At 56.9% G+C, this 22082-nt stretch carries 21 protein-coding genes; 8 read left to right on the forward strand and 13 right to left on the reverse strand.

Annotated features, from left to right (window positions below; all coding sequences use genetic code 11):
* Nucleotides 1-33: 33 nt before the first annotated feature.
* Complete coding sequence (locus tag CRO19_RS00965) at nucleotides 34-597, forward strand: class I SAM-dependent methyltransferase (protein WP_097094185.1); 564 nt, start codon at nucleotides 34-36, stop codon at nucleotides 595-597.
* Here the strand turns inward: CRO19_RS00965 and CRO19_RS00970 are convergent.
* A complete protein-coding gene (locus CRO19_RS00970; protein WP_097094186.1) occupies nucleotides 585-1310 on the reverse strand; it encodes a glutamine amidotransferase in 726 nt (241 codons plus the stop codon). The genes CRO19_RS00965 and CRO19_RS00970 overlap by 13 nt on opposite strands.
* Before the next feature lie 189 nt (nucleotides 1311-1499).
* Between CRO19_RS00970 and CRO19_RS00975 the strand changes: the two genes are divergently transcribed.
* On the forward strand, nucleotides 1500-2384 hold the full coding sequence (locus CRO19_RS00975) for a DMT family transporter (protein WP_097094187.1): 885 nt from the start codon (nucleotides 1500-1502) through the stop codon (nucleotides 2382-2384).
* 47 nt (nucleotides 2385-2431) lie between these two features.
* The gene (locus tag CRO19_RS00980; RefSeq protein ID WP_097094188.1) at nucleotides 2432-3793 is read left to right on the forward strand and encodes a CoA transferase; all 1362 of its coding nucleotides are present in this window, start codon (nucleotides 2432-2434) and stop codon (nucleotides 3791-3793) included.
* Between the two features lie 3 nt (nucleotides 3794-3796).
* Here the strand turns inward: CRO19_RS00980 and CRO19_RS00985 are convergent, their stop codons facing one another.
* Genes CRO19_RS00985 through ghrA form a run of 3 tightly spaced genes read right to left on the reverse strand, consistent with a single transcriptional unit; the run spans nucleotide 3797 to nucleotide 6085 of the window.
* Nucleotides 3797-4357 (reverse strand): TorD/DmsD family molecular chaperone, encoded by a 561-nt coding sequence (locus CRO19_RS00985; protein WP_097094189.1) that lies wholly within the window; start codon nucleotides 4355-4357, stop codon nucleotides 3797-3799.
* A gap of 27 nt (nucleotides 4358-4384) precedes the next feature.
* On the reverse strand, nucleotides 4385-5122 hold the full coding sequence (locus CRO19_RS00990) for a phosphatase (protein ID WP_097094190.1): 738 nt from the start codon (nucleotides 5120-5122) through the stop codon (nucleotides 4385-4387).
* A gap of 24 nt (nucleotides 5123-5146) precedes the next feature.
* Nucleotides 5147-6085, reverse strand: a complete 939-nt coding sequence (gene ghrA / locus CRO19_RS00995; RefSeq protein ID WP_097094191.1) for a glyoxylate/hydroxypyruvate reductase GhrA — start codon at nucleotides 6083-6085, stop codon at nucleotides 5147-5149.
* Nucleotides 6086-6292: 207 nt separating this feature from the next.
* Between ghrA and treA the strand changes: the two genes are divergently transcribed.
* Together treA and CRO19_RS01005 are read left to right on the forward strand one after the other, a co-directional pair.
* Nucleotides 6293-7972, forward strand: coding sequence for an alpha,alpha-trehalase TreA (gene treA, locus CRO19_RS01000; protein WP_097094192.1), 1680 nt, complete (start codon nucleotides 6293-6295; stop codon nucleotides 7970-7972).
* A 260-nt stretch (nucleotides 7973-8232) separates the two neighbouring features.
* Nucleotides 8233-10332: a TonB-dependent siderophore receptor gene (locus CRO19_RS01005; protein WP_097094193.1), complete on the forward strand. Its 2100-nt coding sequence runs from the start codon at nucleotides 8233-8235 to the stop codon at nucleotides 10330-10332.
* 65 nt (nucleotides 10333-10397) lie between these two features.
* Here the strand turns inward: CRO19_RS01005 and CRO19_RS01010 are convergent, their stop codons facing one another.
* The gene (locus CRO19_RS01010) at nucleotides 10398-10646 is read right to left on the reverse strand and encodes a GlsB/YeaQ/YmgE family stress response membrane protein (protein WP_008102737.1); all 249 of its coding nucleotides are present in this window, start codon (nucleotides 10644-10646) and stop codon (nucleotides 10398-10400) included.
* A gap of 185 nt (nucleotides 10647-10831) precedes the next feature.
* Here CRO19_RS01010 and CRO19_RS01015 point away from each other — a divergent pair, with 185 nt between their 5' ends.
* Nucleotides 10832-11566, forward strand: a complete 735-nt coding sequence (locus CRO19_RS01015; protein WP_097094194.1) for a flagellar brake protein — start codon at nucleotides 10832-10834, stop codon at nucleotides 11564-11566.
* Between the two features lie 42 nt (nucleotides 11567-11608).
* Here CRO19_RS01015 and CRO19_RS01020 read toward each other — a convergent pair whose 3' ends face one another.
* The 7 genes from CRO19_RS01020 to CRO19_RS01050 all read right to left on the reverse strand — a co-directional run bounded on the left by CRO19_RS01020 (nucleotide 11609) and on the right by CRO19_RS01050 (nucleotide 19133).
* A complete protein-coding gene (locus tag CRO19_RS01020; RefSeq protein WP_097094195.1) occupies nucleotides 11609-13096 on the reverse strand; it encodes an FGGY family carbohydrate kinase in 1488 nt (495 codons plus the stop codon).
* Between the two features lies 1 nt (nucleotide 13097).
* A complete protein-coding gene (locus CRO19_RS01025; RefSeq protein ID WP_097094196.1) occupies nucleotides 13098-14042 on the reverse strand; it encodes a transketolase family protein in 945 nt (314 codons plus the stop codon).
* A complete protein-coding gene (locus CRO19_RS01030) occupies nucleotides 14035-14868 on the reverse strand; it encodes a transketolase (RefSeq protein WP_097094197.1) in 834 nt (277 codons plus the stop codon). Before CRO19_RS01030 ends, CRO19_RS01025 begins: the two co-directional genes overlap by 8 nt.
* Nucleotides 14869-14956: 88 nt before the next feature.
* Nucleotides 14957-16063, reverse strand: a complete 1107-nt coding sequence (locus CRO19_RS01035) for an ABC transporter permease (RefSeq protein ID WP_097094198.1) — start codon at nucleotides 16061-16063, stop codon at nucleotides 14957-14959.
* Nucleotide 16064: 1 nt separating this feature from the next.
* Nucleotides 16065-17579: a sugar ABC transporter ATP-binding protein gene (locus CRO19_RS01040; RefSeq protein WP_097097551.1), complete on the reverse strand. Its 1515-nt coding sequence runs from the start codon at nucleotides 17577-17579 to the stop codon at nucleotides 16065-16067.
* On the reverse strand, nucleotides 17579-18178 hold the full coding sequence (locus CRO19_RS01045; protein ID WP_097097552.1) for a DUF2291 family protein: 600 nt from the start codon (nucleotides 18176-18178) through the stop codon (nucleotides 17579-17581). The genes CRO19_RS01040 and CRO19_RS01045 overlap by 1 nt, the downstream gene beginning before the upstream one ends.
* Before the next feature lie 13 nt (nucleotides 18179-18191).
* The gene (locus CRO19_RS01050; RefSeq protein WP_176519116.1) at nucleotides 18192-19133 is read right to left on the reverse strand and encodes a D-ribose ABC transporter substrate-binding protein; all 942 of its coding nucleotides are present in this window, start codon (nucleotides 19131-19133) and stop codon (nucleotides 18192-18194) included.
* Between the two features lie 183 nt (nucleotides 19134-19316).
* Between CRO19_RS01050 and CRO19_RS01055 the strand changes: the two genes are divergently transcribed.
* Complete coding sequence (locus CRO19_RS01055; protein WP_097094199.1) at nucleotides 19317-20267, forward strand: sugar-binding transcriptional regulator; 951 nt, start codon at nucleotides 19317-19319, stop codon at nucleotides 20265-20267.
* An 80-nt stretch (nucleotides 20268-20347) separates the two neighbouring features.
* Here CRO19_RS01055 and emtA read toward each other — a convergent pair whose 3' ends face one another.
* Nucleotides 20348-20977 (reverse strand): membrane-bound lytic murein transglycosylase EmtA, encoded by a 630-nt coding sequence (gene emtA, locus CRO19_RS01060; protein ID WP_097094200.1) that lies wholly within the window; start codon nucleotides 20975-20977, stop codon nucleotides 20348-20350.
* Nucleotides 20978-21140: 163 nt separating this feature from the next.
* Between emtA and ldcA the strand changes: the two genes are divergently transcribed.
* Nucleotides 21141-22064 (forward strand): muramoyltetrapeptide carboxypeptidase, encoded by a 924-nt coding sequence (gene ldcA / locus CRO19_RS01065; RefSeq protein WP_097094201.1) that lies wholly within the window; start codon nucleotides 21141-21143, stop codon nucleotides 22062-22064.
* The last annotated feature ends 18 nt before the right edge of the window (nucleotides 22065-22082 follow it).

Raw genomic sequence — 22082 nt, forward strand, 5'->3', positions numbered from 1 at the left:
AATATGAAGCAGGATACTAACCAGGAGAAACAGATGTTGGCTTCAGCCCTGACGTTAATGCGCGCCAAAGCGAACTTTGTTCAGCAATTTATCCGCAACCCGCGCAAAATGGGCAGCATCACGCCCTCTTCCGCCGCGCTGTGCCGCACCATGTGTGATGCGGTGAATTGGGATCACAGTTTGCGTATCGCTGAACTCGGCGCCGGTGACGGCGTACTGACGCGCCATTTGCTGGCCCGCATGTCGCCGCAAGCCCAGTTGGATGTGTTCGAAATTAGCCCGGAGCTGGTTAAAAGCCTGCGCGGCTTACCGGACCCGCGCATGCAGGTGCGCGCCTGTTCTGCGGAGTATCTTTCCGGCGAATATGATGTGATTTTTTCTGGTTTGCCGCTGCTGTCATTGCCGCCGGCAACGCGCGATAACATTTTGAATGCGGTGCATGATGCGCTGGGTCCACGCGGCGTATTTGTGCAGTTTCAATACACCTCGTTTACCCAGCCTAATTTGTCACGCTACTTTACCTGGGAGCGCCAACGCGTGCTGAAGAACATGCCACCCGCATGGGTTTACCGCTGCACGCGGCATTACGCACCTTGAGCCTGCACGCGCGGCTGCAGCCGCGTTTGCTGCCAGAAGCTGCGCAACAGTTCACGTGACCAATCTTCGCCTGTTAATGGCGTGCCGTCATCGCTGATGCCAGCCGGTAAACAGGCAGTCATGATGCTGCGGGTAAACTCGGGATGAAATTGTACCGACAGCGCCTGCGGTGAATAACGCAAAATCTGGCAGCCATCGAGCGCCGAACTCGCCAGCACCTGCGCATGGGGCGGCGGCGTTAATACCGATTGGCGATGTGACAGCCACGCCTGGAATTCACCCGGCAAAGGGGCCAGCCACGGATCGCTTTTTGCCCAGTCGCTACACGTGAGCGGTTTGAGCCCACGCTCCCAACCATTCGGGTTATCGCCCACTTTGCCTCCCAGCGCATATGCCATCAGCTGATGGCCGTAGCAGACGCCAAGCAGCGGCAATTCGGATTCGAGCGCGCCCCGGATCCATGCGGCAGTACGTTCGCTCCAGTCGGCGTGATCGGTCACCATCGCCCAGGAACCGCTGAGAATCGCACCGCTGACGCGGTCAAACGCCGGAAAATCATCGCCAAGATGCGGACGCACAATCACATAATCATCGGGCTGCAGTTGCAGCGCGTCGATAAACCACTGAGGTTGTTCACCAATTTGCGCCACAACCTGCTGCGGCGGAACGTCGAGTTGAATCAGGGCAAGGGGTAAAGCGCGGGTCTGTGTCATGCCGAATACGTTCCTCATAATGGTCGTGTTTCGGACATCCACTTTGCCAGTAAATCAGCGACATGTCTTATTTTTTCCTGCATAAGCGCATGCACGAAAGAAAAAATTTTGCCGCCTGTGCCCGAAGTCATCACCTTCATGCCATCATTAGGCGGAGCTTATTTTGATTAATCCGTGAAGGAAGACATTGTGGCAGTGCGGCATTTTTTTATGGTTCTGATGGTGGTTTCCATCTGGGCCTTCAACAACGTGGCGGTAAAGTGGGGATTACTGGAACTTCCGCCGCTTTTTCTTACCTGGATGCGCTTTGTGGTGGTGGCGATTGTGCTGATCCCCTTCTGCCGCATCAACCGCCAGCAACTCCCCTGGCTGCTGACGCTGGCGTTCACCTTCGGCTTTATGCACTTCTCGCTGCTGTTTGTTGGCATGCGCTACACCGATGCCGGCACCGGAGCCATCGTGGTGCAACTCGGTACGCCGATTGCCATGCTGCTGGCGATGGTAATATTGAAAGAGAAACTGCGGCTGGTGCAGTTGATAGGTATCGCCATTTCGTTAAGCGGCGTGGCGGTGCTCTCGGGCAGTCCAACCATTCCTGCCTGGTGGGTGTTGTGTATATTACTGTGCAGCGCCTTTGGCTGGGCAATCAGCAATATGATTGTAAAAAAATCGCCGCCGATCAAACCTCTGACGCTCACCGGTTGGATCTCCTTCCTCGCCGTGCCCATCGTTGGCGCGGCTTCCTGGCTCACTGAATCACAGCAGTTTTATGCGCTGAGCCACGCGGGCTGGCGCGGCTGGTTTGGCATTCTTTACAGCGCTATCGCCTCGTCTATTGTGGCCTATACGCTGTGGTACGCCTTACTCAAGAAATATAACGTCAACCTGATCATGCCCTACTCGCTGCTGACGCCGGTGCTGGCGGTGCTGATGGGCGTGCTGGTGCTCGGCGATAGCATGAACAGCTTTAAAATTCTCGGCGCTTCGCTGGTGATTTTAGGTACGGCAATTGCGGTGATTAACCTGCGCAACCTGCGCATGCACGCGCGGTTTCCGCGTTTACGCCGTCGTTAAATTCGCTCTGCTATGCTTGAGTTTCGCGCGTTATCCGGAGACTCAACATGGATTATCAACGTGCTGCCGCGCTGTGGCAGCAAATGTGGCAGGGATTGCGTGGCGCGGACCCGCTTCCCACGCTCACTTTTCTCCAACCCGATACCTTCGCCTCTGCCTTCGCCGTTAGCGAACTGGCGGCCACCAGTATTGGCCTCGCCAGCCAGGCGCTGAGCGATTTACTTGGCCAATCCCGGCCGGTGAGCGTCAATGTACGCCTCGCTTCACGCTGGTTTCAACACAGCGTTGTTCCCTTGAATCGTCCACCTGCCGCGCTTTGGGATGAATTTGCCGGTGATTATGCCAGCGCCGACGGGTGGATCCGCCTGCATACCAACGCCGCGCATCATCGGGCGGCAATGGAGCAGGTGCTTGGCCAACAGGCCAACCGAGCCGCTCTGGCACATGCCGTGGCGCGCTGGCCCGCCGCCGCGCTGGAACAGGCGGTGATTGAGGCAGGCGGCTGCGCCGCGCAGATGCACAGCGAAGCGCAATGGCTGCAGCACCCGCAAGGCAGCGCGGTGCAACAGGAACCGCTGATCGCCCAGCAGGCCAGCGACGCAGCGCCAACGCCAGATTGGCCATTATCGCCCGCGCGGCCGCTGCTCGGCGTACGCGTGCTGGACCTCACGCGGATCATTGCCGGCCCGGTGGCGACACGCTTTCTTGCCAGCCTTGGCGCAACGGTGCTGCGCATCGATCCGCCGAACTGGCAGGAGCCGACGCTGGAAGAAGATATCACCTACGGCAAACGCTGCGCGCGTCTCGATCTCAAATCCCGCGCGGGCCGCGAACAGCTGTGCCAGCTATTGCAGCACAGCGATGTACTGGTACACGGTTACCGCGCTGATGCGTTGGAAAAATTGGGGCTGGATGCGGATGCCCGACGCCAGCTGGCGCCAGGGCTGGTGGATGTCTGCCTGAATGCGTGGGGATGGAGCGGCCCGTGGCGCAACCGGCGCGGATTCGATAGCCTGGTGCAGATGGGCTGCGGCATTGCCGAACAAGGCATGCGCTGGAGCGGCAGCGGCAAGCCGACACCGCTGCCGGTGCAAGCGCTCGATCACGCAACCGGCTATCTGATGGCGGCGGCGGTGCTGGAAGGTTTACGTCAGCGTCTCACGCAAGGGGTGGGCTGGCAGGCACGTTTGTCACTGGCCCGCACCGCGCGTCTGTTGCAGCAGCACGGCGCCGCACCGGGAAATCGGCAAAACGGTATTCATGCACAGCACGATGACGCACTTAGCACCATTGAGATTAATCAGTGGGGGATTGCAGAGAGATTGCGTGCCGCGGCATATCTGCCCGGCACGCCAATGATCTGCGCTACGCCAGGCGTGAAGCTCGGCAGCAGCGCAGCAAGCTGGTGATACTCAGGCGTCGTCGTCCTGCTCTTCGTTCAGCTCGTCGTACATCGCCTGAATCGCTTCCCGGCTGAGCGCCGCCAGCGTGCGATAAAATGCCGTGGTAGCGTGAGCTTCCACTTTGCCAAGGAAGGCGCCGCACCACGGCAGCAGATACTCGTCGAACAGCGCCAGCTGCGCAGCGGATTCATCCTCTGCCGACTGATCTTCCAGCCACGATGCCGCCAGCAGCAGCACGCCGAAATGATCGGCCGGTGCGTCGCTCAGCGGCATGCCGCGTGCGCTAAGAAATGCGCGCACGTCCGCTTCAGCGACACCGTTCGGCCACTGTGACGCATACGGCGGAACGCTGCACTCGCCGCCAACAAACAGCGCGTTATAGTCAGCAGCCAGCGCCTGCGGATCGCTATTCTGCTGCAAACGCGACAACAGTTCGTCCTGCTCCAGCGGCCACTGCTGTTGCAGTTTGCCTTCACGCAGCAGAGTGAACAGCGGCACCAACAGCGGATCCTGAGGTTGACGATTAAACAGCGAACCGATGACGCGGCAGAGAATGGAAAACTCATTCATGCAACAGAATTCCTTGAGGCAAAAAAGTTAAAAATCAGCAAATTCAGCAATGTGTTTGCCGGTGCGCTGTTCGAGGAAATCGAGCAGGCGACGCGGCGTGACATTTAACACGCGATCTTCAGGAAAATCCACTTCGCGGGTGATGCGAAGGCAGTGTTCGAAATGTCCGAGCGTGAATGCCGTATGCGAATCAGAACCAAACGCCAGACGACCACCCGCATCGCGCACCGCTTCCGCAATGGCGCGGCAGTTCGGTTCGCTGCCCGGACGCGAATGGGTGAACGAGGAGTTATTGATCTCCAGCGCCACATCATAATGCGCCGCAGCTTCAGCAATTGCGCGGATATCCACCGGGAACTTCGGGTTGCCGGGATGCGAAATAATATGCACCTGCCCGCCCGCCATCGCCGCAATCATCGCTTCGGTGTGATGCGCTTTATCGCGCGGCGCATACACCGGTTCATGGAAGCCCGCCACGATCAAATCCAGCGCGTCCAGCATCGGGCCGCTGCAATCAATTTCGCCCTGCTGATTTTTAATGTTGGCTTCAATACCGCGCAACACGCCGACGCCATCAATCACGCGTGGCCAGATACGCATGTTGACAAAGTGCCAATAATGCGGCGCATCGGCCATATCTGGACCGTGATCGGTAATCGCAAACAGCTTCAAGCCGTTTTGTTTCGCCTGAGCAACATAATCATGCAGCGTGCTGTAAGCATGGGTGCTGGCGACGGTGTGCATATGTAAATCAACGGGATACATCTTCATCTCCTGACTTAATGTGAATTAATAACCGCGTCGGCGATCGACCAAACCGCTCGGCTGTTGGCCTTGCTGCACAGCAAGTATGGCAGCCGCAATGTAATTCATCGCCTCACCCGGTAAGGTAATGGCCGCAGTATGTGGCGTAATTGTGACATGCGGATGAGACCATAAAGGATGATCCTGCGGCAGCGGCTCGGTCTGGAACACATCCAGCGCTGCGGCGGCAAGCTTGCCGCTGTTCAACGCGGCCAGCAAATCGGCTTCTACCACATGGGCACCGCGCGCCAGATTAAGGAAACAGGCACCGTGCGGCAACACGCGCAGCAATTGGCTATCGATTAAGTTCGTGGTCTCCGGTGTGGTGGGCAGCAGATCGATCAGCACCTGGGTGCCATCGAGGAAAGCATTCAGCCGATCGCGCCCGTGGAAACTCTGCACGCCGTCAATCTGTTTGGCGGAGCGGCTCCAGCAGCGCAACGGGAATCCCCACTGACGCAGGCTTTCCAACACGCTGCGGCCAAGGACACCCGCCCCCAACACGCCAATGGTGAAGTTTTCGCGATCGATAGCGTCAAGCTCCTGCCACTGCGCCCGCTGTTGCTGCTGACGGTATTCAGCGAAACGGCGGAACCACCCCAACACGCACCAGTTGGCATACTCCTGCATCTGACGCGCCATGCCGGTGTCTTCCAGGCGGAACAGCGGCACGTCATCAGCTAGCATCTGGGGATTGTCGCGCAGCTGTTTGAGGATTTCGTCTACTCCTGCCCCCATCGCAAACACGCCTTTTAGCTCGCGCCCCGCCAGCATCTCAACGGGCGGAGAACGTACCACCGCATAATCGGCCGGCGCATTGTCGCCCGGCTGCCACTGGCGCACGCGCGCTTCGGGTAAACGTTGCTGCAAACCGTCCAACCAGCTTTGCGGCGCCAGCGACGGGTGATACCAGATAATCTCCATACTGCTCTCCTTTTTTTGCCTTCAGCCTCAGGCAAATAGCGATACAGGGCAAGCAAAAACCGTCGCCTCACGCAATTTCTCGCGTGATTAATTCAGGATGCTTCACATTTCCACCGCTATGCGAGGCTAAGCGGCGCGATAACGACTAAAGTTGTTCGGGTGGTCAATGCGTTAGCACACCACCTTTTCGGACAAGGAGAAAAACCGATGATAAAAAATGCCGTATTTACGCCCGCGCGTCTGACTTTTTTATTGAGTGCCGCGCTGCTGGCGGGTGCCAGCGCCGCACACGCCGATGACCAAAGCCGCATGCTAAGCAACCAACCGCAGCCACCGGATGTGCGCCTGGGACCGTTGTTCAATGCGGTACAGCAGGCTAAATTTTACCCTGATCAGAAAACCTTCGCCGACGCGGTACCGAAATCGAATCCTTCTTCGATTCTGGCCGACTGGCAGATGCAAAAGGGCCAGCGCAATTTTGATCTCAAGCATTTTGTCGATAGCAACTTTACGCTGCCACAAGAGCAGGACAAATATGTGCCGCCCGCCGGTCAAAGCCTGCGCGAACACATCAATGGATTGTGGCCGGTGCTGACGCGCACCGCACAGAGCGCCAGCCAGTACGATTCACTGCTGCTGCTGCCGAAACCCTACGTAGTGCCAGGCGGACGTTTCCGCGAGGTTTATTACTGGGATAGCTACTTCACCATGCTGGGCCTGGCCGAGAGCGGCCACTGGGATCGCGTGCAGGATATGGTGGAGAACTTCGCTACCGAGCTCGACAAATATGGCCATATTCCTAACGGCAACCGCAGCTACTATCTCAGCCGCTCGCAGCCACCGTTCTTCAGTTTAATGGTTGACCTGTTAGCGACGCATAAAGGTGATGATGTCTATCGCCAATACCTGCCGCAGCTGCAGAAAGAGTACGACTATTGGATGGCGGATAGCGACAAAGTGGCGCCCGGCCAGGCCAGCAAACGTGTTATCAAACTTAGCGATGGCACGCTACTGAACCGTTACTGGGACGATCGTGATGCGCCGCGTACCGAATCCTGGCTGGATGACGTGACGACGGCGAACAAAGCGCCAGAGCGTAATAAGCAGCAGGTGTATCGCGACCTGCGTGCGGGCGCGGCTTCAGGCTGGGATTTCAGTTCGCGCTGGTTTACCGATGCGCATAATCTGGCCTCAATCCGCACCACCCAGCTAGCGCCGGTCGATCTCAATAGCCTGCTGTTCCATCTGGAGCAAACGCTGTCCAAAGCAGCAAAACTGGACAAGCAGGATGACAAAGCCAAAGCGTTTGCGGCGGATGCGGAAAAACGTCAGGCGGCTATCAATCGCTATCTGTGGAACGACAAACAAGGCTGGTATGCCGATTACGACTTCCAGAAAAAGCAGATTCATCCACAGCTGACGGCGGCGACGCTGTTCCCGCTTTACATGCAGGTGGCGAGCGATAAGCAAGCCGAACGCACCGCTTCCGCAGTCGAGAAACAGCTGCTGAAGCCGGGCGGTTTGGTTACGACCACAGTAAATAACGGCCAGCAATGGGATGCGCCAAACGGCTGGGCACCGCTGCAATGGGTTGCGGTGGAAGGTCTCGAGCATTATAAGCAACCGAAGCTGGCACAGCAGATTGGTCAACGCTTCCTGCAAAACGTACAGGCGACGTATGACAAGGAGCATAAGCTGGTTGAGAAGTACGTGGTTGAAGGGGCTCAGTTGGGCGGCGGTGGCGGCGGTGAATATCCGTTGCAGGATGGCTTTGGCTGGACCAACGGCGTGACGCTGAAACTGCTCGACAAATACTGCCCGAAAGACAAAACCTGTAATAGCGCCGGCGATATTCCCAATATGCCGGCGTTGACTTCCGCGAAGTAATTCTATCCCTCATGCCGGGCAACAGGCCCGGCAACCGCACATTCCGTAGCGGCGCAATTTATTGCGCATTCTCTGGATGGGCATAATGCCGCCATTACTATGCGCGATAAATCGCGCCGCTACGGCTTGTATGCATCATCTGTGCATTTTTCTCACAACCTTCTTACAACAAATTCACACCTTGAAACAACCGCATTAAAAGATAATAATTCTCAATCTAATATCGATACCTATTCCCATTAATAACAACAGGAACCCTCATGACATCGCTGTTTACCCTGAAACGTGGCCGCATGCTGTGCGCACTTGCGTTGGCATTACCCGCCGCAACCTTCGCTGAAGAATCGATTGTTGTCACGGCTCAGCCGCAAGAGAGCGCAACATCACCCACGCAAGGCTATCTCGCCACGCGCAGCAGCGGTGCCAGTAAAACCGATCAGCCGTTGATCACGACGCCGCAGTCCATTTCGGTGGTGACGCGTCAGCAGATGGAAGATCAGGGCGCACAGGATCTCAATCAGGCGCTCGGTTACACGCCAGGGGTGTTCACCAACTTTGGCGGTGCCGCTACGCGCTACGACACCATCGCCCTGCGTGGATTCCACGGTGGCGATGTTGATAACACCTTCCTCGATGGCCTGCGCGTCATGAGCGATGGCGGCAGTTTCAACATCCTGCAGGTGGATAACTGGTTTCTCGATCGCATTGATGTGATAAAAGGCCCCTCTTCCGCGCTCTACGGCCAAACCGTACCTGGCGGCCTAGTGAATATGGTGAGTAAGCGTCCGCAGTTCGCTGAAGAGGGCCATTTCCGCCTTTCGACCGGCACCAACGCCACCAACAGCGCCGCGTTTGATTACACCAACGCCATCAACGATCAGTGGGCATTCCGCTTAACCGGCATCACGCGTAACAGCGATACCCAGTACGATCACACCCGTGAAGAGAAGTATGCGATTTCACCGCAGCTGATGTGGCAGCCGAGTGAAGACACCAATTTAGTCTTGCGCGCCTATCTGCAAAAAGATCCTTCTGGCGGCTATCACGGTTCGGTGCCGGCTGAAGGTACGCTTTACAGCCACAATGGCCGTAAGCTGAGCGACAGTTTCTACGAGGGCGACAGCGCCTACGATCAGTTCAAGCGCCACGAACAGATTTATAGCTATGACTTCTCACATCGCTTTAACGATGTATGGTCCGTGCACTCAACCGGCAGCTACAGCCATTCGAATACCGCGCTTGATCAGGTGTATCAAATTGGCTGGAATGCCACCAATCCGGACCTGCTGAATCGCTATTTCTCCGGCGAACGCTCTTCACTGAGCGCATGGGCTAACGACAACCAATTGCAGGCCGATTTCGCGACGGGCGCCGTGCAGCATCGCGTGACGCTGGGTGCCGAGTATCATCGCTACAAAAATGACATTACCGAAGCCAGCGGAGCCGCCAGTTCGCTGAATGCCTGGAACGGCGATGAAGTGGGCATCATGCCGGACTTCGCCTGGACCTCGCAAACGCGCCGCTACTATCAAACCGGCCTGTATTTACAAGATGAGCTGCAGCTCGATCGCTGGCATCTGGATCTTTCCGGTCGCTATGATCGCATCGTGTCGGAAAACGGCACCAGCCGTCGTCAGGACGATCACATCAGCGGACGTGCCGCACTGCTGTATGCTTTCGAAAATGGCGTATCGCCTTACGTCAGCTGGAGCCAGGCGATTACACCAGCGTCATTAACCGATCCTAATGGTAATCAGCTGAAACCGACCACTTCCGAGCAGTATGAGGCGGGCGTGAAATATCAGCCGGTCGGGACGCGTGATATGTACACCCTCGCGGTGTACGATTTGACCCAGGACGATGTTGCCAACCGTAACGTGCTCGACGGCACCTATACGCCATCAGGCAAAGTGCATTCGCAGGGCATTGAACTTGAAGCGCGCAATCAACTGACGTCACGCTTTAGCACCATCGCCGGCTACACGCTGAATCACCTGCGTTTTAAGGATTCGGTAGATGGCAACGACGGCCATACGCCGTATGTCACGCCGAACAGCATGGCGTCTTTATGGGGTCATTATCAGTTTGATTATGGCTTAAGCGCCGGTGCCGGTGTGCGCTATATCGGCAAACAGTGGGCAGATAACGAAAACACCACGCGTTTGCCATCCGTAACGCTGTTTGATGCATCGGTACGCGCGGATCTTGGTGCGTGGAGTTCACAGCTGAAAGGCGCATGGCTGCAGGTCAATGCCAACAACCTGACGGATAAAAAGTATCTGGCGGCCTGTTATGGCACCGGCTATTGCTATCGCGGCGCCGAGCGCACCGTAATGGCAACGGTAGGCTACGACTTTTAACCTGGCATAAAAAAATCCGCCATCCCTGCAAGGATGGCGGATTTCATTAAATCATTTTTGCGCTGTTAACTTCGAACTTTGCGGTAAATCCACAGCACCACGATGGCACCAATTACCGCCACCACGAAACTGCCGAAGTTGAAACCGTCAACTTTACCGAAACCAAACAGGGTACTGATCCAGCCACCGACCACCGCACCTACCACACCCAACACCACGGTGATGATAAAGCCGCCGCCATCTTTGCCCGGCATAATCCACTTAGCGATGATACCGGCAATCAGACCAAAAATAATCCATGAAAGAATACCCATGTACTGCTCCTTACGTTATTAATCAATGTGTTCACCGCAACAAGTATAGACGGGATTTTTTGATCTGCCTCGCAAATTGTCGCAGTAAGACATCGTTGGCATGTTAAAGCTTAGCGTAGCGGTGCCGATAACTGACGGATAACTTTGGCGCGCGTAAAACAATAATCGGATAAGTGGAGCAGGACGTGGGTGAAGCCGATAAAGAACAATACCTCAAGCGAGGCACATTAGCGGTTTTGGGGGTCATGAAGGACCTGCTGCGTTTTCAAACGCCGCTGATGGTGAGTTTCTCACGTGGGCAGTTTATCAGCCGCCTGTTGGCAGCCGATGAGGACCAGGTGATCTTTGACCTTGGCAGCAACGCGCTTGATAACGATTTAGCGCTGCAGGGGGGCGAAGTGAATATCGCCGCAGAAACACACGGTGCGAAAGTGGAGTTTGGCCTCAGCGGTTTACAGCGTATCGACTTCGAAGGATTGCCTGCTTTCGCCGCCTCGCTGCCCGACCTGGTGTGGCAGATTCAGCGCCGCGAATTTTTCCGCGTAAACGCGCCGCTGGAGCCCGTTTTTTATTGCCACAGTCAATGGCCCGACGGCCGCACTGCACGTTTCCGTCTGCAGGACCTGTCACTGGGCGGCGTTGGCGTGCTGTTGGACGAAGCGCTGCCTGAGGGTCTGAATCGCGGCGATACCTTTAAAAATCTCCGCGTTGACCTGGCGGAATATGGTCACTTCGAGGTGACTGCGCAGCTGCTGCACATTGGCGAACGTAGCATCGTTACCAGCAAGAATGAAACCCGCGTGACGCCTCGCCTGAGCTTCCGCTTTACCGCCATCGAGCCCCTTCAGGAACGTCAGCTGCAGCAGGTGATTTTTGCGCTGGAGCGTCTGGCGCGTGATAAAGCGAATCGATTCCAGTAACCCAGGTGCGCATCAATGCGCACCCGACGAAAACCGCACCGGTCAATGCGGCTGATAGCGACAGCGTGCCACCGCATCAAGCCACCCCTGATAATTATCCTGCATGCTTTTCGCCTGATCCTCACGCGGCAAAATGACGCTGCCCCCCTGCAATGCCTGCATCTCACTGCCCTGTTGCCACCAGTTAAGTTGGCGGCCCGCCAATAACGCTGCGCCCAATGCGGAGACTTCCGCTGTTGGCGCTCGCTTAAGTGGCCGCTGCAATACATCCGCCTGCAGCTGCATCAACCAGCTGTTTTCCGTGGCGCTGCCATCAACGCACAACGCTGGCAACCGCACGCCGCTAGCCTGTTCCATCGCGAAAAACACATCCGCAATCTGAAAAGCGATCGATTCCAGCGCCACGCGCGCCAGTACTTCTGGCGTCGCCGCATCGGTCAGCCCGCACACCATACCGCGCGCTTTAAGATCCCACCATGGCGCACCCAGGCCGGAGAGCGCTGGCACAAAATAGATGCCCTGATTGTGCTCGCTGCGCTGGGCCAGCGCCGTAAGTTCGCGCGGATCGCTAACGCCGATCATGCGCCCAAGCCACGCGGCACCCGATCCGGTATGGGTGATGTTGCCTTCAAAAGCGTAGCGCAGCGTGCCGTCGTGCCAGGCTACCGTGGTGCTGAGGCCATTTTCGGTGAGCAACGGCGTCGCCATTGACATCATTAATGACGACCCGGTGCCGTAAGTCGCTTTCACCACCTCCTCGTTGCCGCTGCGCTGCGCTTGCAGCGCGGCGTGCGAATCACCGATGCGTGCCAGAATTGGCGTGCCTGGCGTTAAACCGGGAATATCATGACGTATTACCACGCCATGGGCGCTGGCCGACGGCACAATCTGCGGTAGCGCCGCGCGTGGAATGTGGAATAACGCCAGCAGTTCATCATCCCAGTCGCCGCTGTGCAGGTTATAGAGTTGGGTGCGCGCCGCATTAGCATGATCGGTAACGAAGCTTTCGCCCTGACTCAGCTGCCAGCTCAGCCAGCTGTCTACCGTGCCGATGCACAGTTCCCCGGCCTGCGCCCGCACCAAACCCTTCGGCAGCGCGGCGAGCATGCCGGTGAGTTTGGCGGCAGGAAACATTGGATCGACCGCTAATCCAGTCAGACCCGTAATACGCGGCGCTTTACCCGCCATACGTAAATCACGGCAACAGGCTTCCGAGCGACGATCCTGCCAACTCACGAGCGGCGTCAACGGCTCGCCGTTATGTCGTTGCCAGATCAGTACCGATTCGCGCTGGTTACTGATCGCCACCGCTGCCACCTCCGCGCCTGCGCACTGCGCCAGGCAAGCACTCACCGCCTGTTTTACCGCCTGCCAAATCGCCAGCGGGTCCTGCTCGGCCAGGCCCGGCTGCGGATGTTCCAGCGTCAGCGGCTGGCTAGCGCGCGCCACCACGTTTCCAGCGCGATCCACCGCAATCGCTTTCGCGTTGGTGGTGCCTTCATCAATCGCCAGTATCAACGAACCTGCCATTTTACGCTCCTGCACAGATGCGCACTGCACGCTTCACCACGCTGGCTGCGTCAATGCCATGACGAGCACGCGTTGAAGCGCGATCGCCTGCAATGGCGTACTCGCCGTCCGGTATGCCCAAACGTAATAGCGGGATACCACAGCCACCTTCAGCCAGCACTTCTGCCACCAGGCTGCCGACGCCGCCGTTAACGTTATGCTCCTCTACGGTGATGACCGCTGGATAGTGATTTAACAGCTCGCGCAGCCGTTGGGTATCACAAGGTCGAATCGATGGAATGGCGATCACACCCGCGCTAATGCCTTGCGCATGCAGTTGCTCGGCGGCGTGAACCACCTCGTGTACCGTCGAGCCCATCGCCACCAGCACGATGTCATCACCTTCACGTAAAACATCAATCTGGCCGGGACGGAATTGATAGTTTTCATCGTGTAGCTGCGGCAGATCTTTGCCGTCGAGACGGATGTACACTGGGCCGACATGCGCCAGCGCGTACTCAATGATCTGGCGACACTCCAGCGGGCAGGATGGCGCATAGATTTCGATGTTGCCGAAGCCGCGCATCACGGCAATGTCGTCGATGCTGTGATGGGTGCTGGCCAGCGGCCCATAGCTGGCGCCAGCATTCAGGCCAAACAGTTTGACGTTAGTGTTGTTGTAGCAGACGTCGACTTTTACCTGCTCATTAGCGCGGGAAACCAGGAACGGCGCGGCATTACAGGTGACGGCGACTTTGCCGCCAATCGCCAGACCGGCGGCGGTGCCCACCAGCGTTTGTTCTGCGATGCCGACATTAATCAGGCGATGGGGAAACGCTTGAATAAACGGCGCGATTTTGGCGGTTGAGGTGGAATCCGCCACCACCGGCACTAAATCAACGCCGCGATTCACCGCATCGATAAATGCCTCGACCATCACCGTCGCCAGGTGTTTTGCATTACTCATCTTTCAGCTCCTCCAATGCCAATGCAATCTCTTCGCCTTTCGGCACGCGGTGATGCCACTCCGGTTTACTCTGAATAAAGGAGATGCCGAAGCCTTTTTCGGTATGCGCCACAATCACCTGCGGCTTGCCGCCGTTACGTGGCAGCTTTTCGATGGCCTCAACCACGGCAGCCATGTCATTGCCGCTACACTCGCTCACCTCCAGGCCAAAGGCGCGCCATTTTTCCGGCAGCGGATCGGTGTTCATGATGTCGCGCGTATGGCCCGCCAGCTGCAGCTTGTTCTTGTCGTTGATGATCACCAGGTTATCGAGGCCGTAATGTGCCGCCACCAGCGCCGCTTCCCAGTTACTGCCCTCCGCCAGTTCTCCGTCGCCGGTGACGACAAATATGCGTCGGTCGCTGTTATCTTTCTTCGCTGCTAAGGCAATGCCGACGGCGACCGGTAATCCGTGCCCCAGCGCGCCGGTGTTCAGCTCAACGCCCGGCGTTTTCTGCCGTACCGGATGGCCCGGCAGAGGTGAATCCGCATGCTGATACGTCGGCAGCCATTCGGTGGGGAAATAACCCGCTTCCGCCAGCACGCAGTAATAACCGCCAACTGCGTGGCCTTTCGACTGAATATAAATGTCACGCCGGGGATCGTTGGTGCGATCCGGCGCGCAGTTAAGGATGCGGAAATAGAGCGCGGTCAAAATCTCCACCTGAGAGAGATCGGCCCCCGTGTGCCCACCTGCCGGGCTGCCTGCATTAAGCTGGATGATGCGGCGGCGCACGGCACGCGCTTTGGCGGCCAGATCCGCTATCGAGTAGTTGAAAGGATTCATAAATACCTCTGAATTTTAAATCGATAATGAATATATATTCTTGATAAAGAAAAAAAGGTGCAGACTCACTACGCCTGCACCCAACCGATTACCTTTTTGCCGGACTGGCACTCTCCTCAATCACCGCTTTTTGTGCCACCACTGCCGCTTTCTGCTGCATGCGACTTTGCATCTGGTCGATGATCACCGCCACGATAATCACGATGCCTTTAATCACCATCTGCCAGAACTCGCTGACACCCATCATGATCAAACCATCGGCGAGAAAGCCGATAACGAAAGCACCAATCAGCGTGCCGAGAATGGTGCCGCGCCCACCGGCCAGCGAGGTGCCGCCGAGCACCACGGCAGCAATGGCGTTCATTTCAAATGAAGTGCCGTTAGCCGGATGGCTGGCCACCAGCTGTGACGAGACCACGATGCCAGCAATGGCCGCACAGAAGCCGGAAATGGCGTATACCCAGATTTTTATCGACTTCACCTTCACGCCCGAGAGCTCCGCCGCGCGTTCGTTATCGCCAATCGCATAAACCTGACGGCCAAAGGGCAGGCGCCGCGCGACGTAAGCAATGATCAGCGCCAATAGCACCATCATCCAGATGGCCCATGGCAAACCAAGAAAATAGCCCGCGCCAATCTTGTCGAATCCGGTATTGCCCAGCAGCGCATTGCCCTGCAGACCGGGGAAGGTTTCGCCCCCCGACGTGAGCATCGCCGTGCCGCGCAGGATATACATGGTGCCGAGCGTGCAGATAAATGGCGCCACGTTGTAGCGGGTGATAATCCAGCCGTTAGCTGCGCCAATCACGCCGCCAATCAGCAGCACGATGGGCACAATCACCCACACGCTGGGGAAGATGGCGATGCCGAACATCGGCAGCACAATGCCTTTGGTAATCAGCCAACCGGCAATCATGCCGCACAGCCCGAGCGTTGCGCCGATGGAAAGATCGATGCCCGCGGTGATAATGACAAAGGTGATACCAAGCGCGAGGAAGGCATTAATGGCGATGTGTTTCACCATGATCACCAGGCTACCGGGCGCAAGGAAATCCGGCACGGTGATGGCAAAGAAGCCAACAATCAGAAACAGCGCAATAAAGGTGCGCAGTTTTAACAACAGCAATATCAGGCTTTCGCGTGAATTGAACGCTTTGCCCGGCGTTGAGAGCGCGAGCGCGCCGTTATTTTTCATATCAGAACCCTTGTGCGCTTGCTTTAACCAGCGCCGCCTCTTCCGCTTCAGCGCGCGGCAGGTCAGCAGTCAGTTTGCCGCCGGACATCACAAGGATGCGATCGGCAACGGCCATAATTTCCTTCAGGTCCGAGGTGGAGAACACCACCGCAATGCCCTGCTCCGATAACTTAACCATCATGCGGAACACTTCGCCTTTTGCACCGACGTCAATGCCGCGACTCGGTTCATCCAGCAGCAGCAAGCGCGGGTTGGTCAGCAGCGAGCGGCCAATCACCACTTTCTGCTGATTACCGCCGCTTAACGCGCTGATGGCGACATCCGGCGAGGAGATTTTGATGGCCAGATTGCCAACGGTGCTGGCCACCACGTCGCGTTCGGCCTGATCAGAAATCACGGTGCGATGGGAGAGGCGTCGCCATAGGCTGGCGATGGTCAGATTGCTCGCCACCGACGAGATGGGAAAAATGCCTGAGCGTTTGCGATCTTCCGGGACCAGGCTCATCCCCATGCGGATGCGTTCTGCGGTGGGCAGGCGCGTCGGCAGCGGTTTGCTATCAAGCCACAGCTTGCCCAAATAGTTACGCTGGGTGCCGAGTAAGCACTCAAACAGCTCGGTACGCCCGGCGCCCATTAAGCCGTAAATGCCGACGATTTCGCCGGAACGCACCTGGAAACTGACGTCATCCACCAACGTATTGCCATTCGGGCTGACGCAGGTGATGTGTTCCGCTTCCAGCACCGGTGCGCCAAACTGCCGGTTCGCTGGCAGGAAGGTGTTAACCGGATCGCTGCCGAGCATTTCATGCACGATCCACGGCACATCGATATCGCTCACCTGGGCTTCAGCCTGAAACCGGCCGTCGCGCAGAATGGTGATCACATCGCCAATCGCCATCAACTCCTCCAGCCGATGCGAGATGTAGATGATGGAAACGCCCTGACGCGTCAGTTCGCGGATCACCCGAAATAGCATCTCTACTTCGGTTTTGCTCAGCGCCGAGGTGGGTTCGTCGAGGATGAGAATGTCAGCATCCTCCGCCAGCGCTTTGGCGATCTCCACCAGCTGCTGCTGGCCAACTTTGAGGTTGCCGACCTTCTCATCCGGTGAAATCGGCTGATCGAGGCGCTGCATCAGCGCAGCGGTGCGGCGTTTCTGCTCGGCTTCGTTGATCGGACGTATGCCGCGCTGAATTTCGCGACCAAGAAAAATGTTCTCTGCCACGCTGAGGTTTTCAAACAGGTTAAGTTCCTGATGCACCATGCCGATGCCGTGGCGCGCGGCGTCACGCGTGCTGCTGAAAGCCACTTTTTGCCCATTAAGCAGCATTTCACCACTGGTCGGCTGCTGCACGCCGGCGATAATTTTCATGAGCGTCGATTTACCCGCCCCGTTCTCGCCAATGATGACGTTGACCTTGCCGCGCCATACGCGGTAATCCACGCGATCTAGCGCGAGCGTGCCAGGAAACAGCATCGACATCTGGTTAGCCTGCAGAATGATTTCATCGCTCATCATGGATTCCCCTGCTGCAGCTGAAGTGCCACTGCATCGTCCACCGTGCCCGCGCCCATGCTGACGGCCAGCAGCGCCTGCGCCGGTTTGCCGACCCAGCTGGCATCCACCGTCGGCAACTGCTGCACCGCATGGCGATTGAGCGCTTTGGTCAGCTGCGCGTACTGCACTTGATTGGTGAACTCTTCAAAACGAAAGCCGGCGGCGTCGCGAATGGCATTGCCGCGCAACACCGGGCCAATCAACACCTTCACCGGCTTGCCGTTGATGGTCATGGTGAGGCTGCGCTCACGCTCATTGCTGTTGTCAAATGCCGTCACCGTGCCAGAGGCGCGCACGAACACGCTTGCACTGCCGCCCGTTTTGACGGTATGACTTTTGGTTTCCATATCGGCCCAGCTCAGCGCCTGTTTCTCTGCGGGCTGCTGCACGCGGCTGGCCCAGCTCGATTCCGCGATCTGCTGCGGGGTTTGATCGCGGTAACCCGGCTGCGCGTGAGGATCTTTCGGCATGATGGGATTGCCGTTGGCATCCAGATCTACCACGGTGCAGGCGGCTAACATCAGCGTCAGCAGCACGACCAACATCTTCTCCTTCATGCCGACCGCCATATTATTGCGCCAGCTTGAAGGTTTTCAGCTTCGAGGCGTTGCTGTCGTCAATCAGCACGCAATCCATCAGCTGCTTCTCTTCTTTCTGCGCGTTGCCGTTCTTCAGGTAATAATCCACCTGCTCAACCGCCATTTGCGCCTGATCCCAGCCCGGCTGCAGCACGGTAGCTTTGATATTGCCTTTGTTGATGATGGAGTCGCGGGTGTAATCACTGCCGTCGAAACCGACGATAATCACGTTGGTTTTGCCCGCCGCCTTCAGTGCCGCTTCCGCACCCAGCGCCATGGTGTCGTTACCGGAGATCACACCGACAATGTTGGGGTTCTTCTGCAGGATGGTTTCCATCCGGCTAAACGCTTCGGTTTGGCTCCAGTTGGCACTCTGTTGTGCCACCATTTTCAGATCGGGATAATCGTCCAGCACATCGTGATAACCCTGCGAACGCACGCCCGCGTTGGTATCCGACTCTTTACCCAGCAGCTCCACATAATCGCCTTTGCCGTTCAGCAGCTTTGCGAACTTCTCCGCACCGAGCTGCGCGCCCTGATAGTTGTTAGAGACAATTTGTGCCACGGCGATACCGGTTTTGTTGATTTCACGATCGATAAGGAAGGTGGGAATACCGGCGTCTTTGGCCTTCTGTACCGGTCCAACGGTGGCATCAGCGCCGGCGTTATCAAGGATGATGGCTTTGGCTTTGCGCGCGATAGCGGTTTCGATCAACTGGTTCTGCTTGTTGACGTCATCATCATGCGAGGCCACCAGCGTGGTGTAGCCCAGCGCTTTGGCTTTTTCCTGCGCGCCGTCGGCTTCCGCTTTAAAGAACGGGTTGTCATGCGATGGCGTGATGATGGCCAGCAGCCCCTTATCCGCCGCTAGCGACGCTGCCGATATCAATATGAGTGAAGCAAGTAGAGAGACTTTAAGAACAGAGGCTTTCATTGGCGATCTCCGATTGAATATATATTCAATTATGATTTTATATGCATAGTGACTATGCGCTGCCTTAATGAGCACGTCCAATGCGCGATGTTTAAAAAGCGAAAACGATCACAAAATGTTCTGCGTTGTTATTTATCAGCGGCTGATTAACAATACCAGGCAGGTTAAGAGAGAGAAAAAACCATGGCAAAACAGGATGAACAGCGGCTGATGGTGAAAATCGCCACGCTCTATTACGTGGAAGGCAGGAAGCAGTCCGACATTGCGCAGCTGCTGAAGCTGTCACAATCCTTCGTGTCACGTATTCTCAATCGCAGCGTGAAAGAAGGCGTGGTGAAGATAAGCGTTGTGCCGCCTGCCAACGTGTTTCCCGAACTGGAAAAAGCCATTGAGCAACGGTATCAACTGCCGCAGGTAATTGTGGTGGATGTGCCGGATCAGGCATCGGCTTTGCAGATCAAACAGGCGATCGGTTCCGCTGCCGCGCACTATCTGGAAACGCGTCTGCGCGCCGATGAGCTGATTGGCATTTCGTCATGGAGCGGCACCATCCGCGCTATGGTGGATGCGCTGCATCCGCTGAGCGCCCCCTGCAAAGGGGTGATTCAGCTGCTGGGCGGGGTTGGCGCCAATGGCAACGTGCAGGCGACGATCCTGACGCAAAATCTGGCGGCGCTGCTGAACTGTCCGGCATGGCTTTTGCCATCGCAATCGATTGAGCATTCGGTGCAGGATCGCCAGCGTTTGTCGGTTAATCCCGAGGTGGCGGTGGTACTGGAGAAGTTTGACCAGGTGGATTTGGCGATTGTCGGCATTGGCGATCTTGAGCCATCCGCCCTGCTGCGTAACTCCGGCAACTATTACGACGGCGAGATGCTGCGCACGCTGGCCGAGCGTGGCGCGGTGGGTGATATTTGCCTGCACTATTTCGATGCCGATGGTCAGCCGGTGCTGAGCGCGGCAGAAGATCCGGTGATTGGTATGGAGCTGGCGCAGGTTAAACGCTGTCCGCAAGTGGTGGCACTCGCCGGCGGCAAAGAGAAAGCGCAGGCGATTCGCGGCGCGTTGCGCGGCGGCTATGTGCAGGTGTTGATTGTCGATTATCCGACGGCGCGATTATTGGCAGAGGGTTAATGTGGTGCGGCTGTTAACCAGGTCGCCATGAATATTGCGGTTGTTAACCGGGTCGCCATGAATGGCGACCCTACGGTACATTAACCGATGGTGCGGTACGCGGTGGTGACTTTCCACAGATAACGCGGGGCCTGCGCCGCCGGATGTTTGTTCTGTACGTGTTGGTAAAACTCGTCCGGCGTCATGGCGTTGATCATCGCAATGGCACGATCGCGGTCACGCGAGAAGGTGCGCAGCAGCGCACCCGCACCATTCGCATAGGAAACAATGGTGGCGTAACGCAGCGTCAGCGGATCGCGAATGCCGGCTAACGCTGAATCCTGCAGAATTTTCAGATACGCGGCCCCGATATCGATGTTTTTTGCCGGATCGCGCAGCTCTGAAGAGGATGGCTGACCACGACGGCCCTGCGTACGATAAACTTCACGGCCGGCGGTCGAAGCCTTAATTTGCATTAAACCAACCGCATTGGAGCGGCTCACTACGGTGGGATTGCCTCCGGATTCGACACTAATAATGGCGCTGATTAACTTCTCATCAACGCCATAATGACTGGCGGCATCTTCGGTAAACATTGACCATGCATCATTTACTTTCGAGGGGGGTGCCTGCGTTAATGGCGTATTCTTCTCGGGCAGTGCCGGTTTCTCCGGCTCGCTTGAACAGCCAGCTAGCAACAGTGCAGAAAGCATAAGTAGGCGAATTTTCACTGATTTTTGGTTCCGCAATAGGGTTGGCGCAAGCTATCATACCTGGCGCAGCGCGATGCAAAATTACCGTTTATCCTAAATCGGTAAAAAACCTTATGCTGCCGTGACTTCGTTAACGCATTTCGTCATCATCGGCAGGCAAATAGACAGCAGGATGGAAGTTATGTTCACGCCCCGCACGCTACGTTTAATCGCCCCTTCCGGCTATTGCCACAATCAGGATGCCGCCCAGCGCGCGGTCAGTCGTTTACAGGCCGCAGGCCATCATCTGCAGAATCAATCCGCGATTACTCGCCGCTATCAACGTTTTGCCGGCGATGATGCCCAGCGGCTGAATGATATCAATGAGTTGGCAACACTGGAACCTCTGCCCGATATCATGCTGGCAGTGCGCGGCGGGTATGGCGCATCGCGTTTGCTCGATAAGATTGATTATATCGGCCTGCAACGTCGCTTGCTTAATCAGCCGGTGGCGCTATGTGGACACAGCGATTTCACCGCCATTCAGCTGGCATTGCTGGCGCAAACGGGCTTGATTACTTTCAATGGGCCAATGCTGGCGGGCAATTTCGGCGCAGAGGCTTTATCTGAATTTACTCAGTACCACTTTTGGCAAGCGCTAACTTCACCTACAGTCAACGTTAGCTGGCCAAGTGAGAGTCCGGATCGCGGCCGCTGGCACGGTACGTTATGGGGTGGCAATCTGGCCATGATTTGCTCGCTGATTGGTACGCCGTGGATGCCGCAGATCGAAGGCGGGATTTTGGTGATCGAGGATGTTAATGAACATCCCTTCCGCATTGAACGCATGCTGATTCAGCTACAGCAGAGTGGCATTTTGCCGCGCCAGAAAGCAATTATCACCGGCAGCTTTACCAGTACGTCGCTGTCGGCCTACGACAATGGTTTTGATTTTTCCACCGTCTGGCAGCGCGTCCGAGATGAGTACCACATCCCCGTGATTAGCGATCTGGCATTTGGTCACGATGCTGATACCGTGACGCTGCCGCTGGGTGCCAGCGCCACGTTGCAGATTGAGAGCGGAGAAGCACAGCTCGCCTTCACCGGCCACCCGACATTGCGCTAACGTTTTGCCGCAGGAGAC

Origin of the sequence: Candidatus Pantoea floridensis, from assembly GCF_900215435.1 — a bacterium.
In the GTDB taxonomy this organism is placed as follows: domain Bacteria; phylum Pseudomonadota; class Gammaproteobacteria; order Enterobacterales; family Enterobacteriaceae; genus Pantoea; species Pantoea floridensis.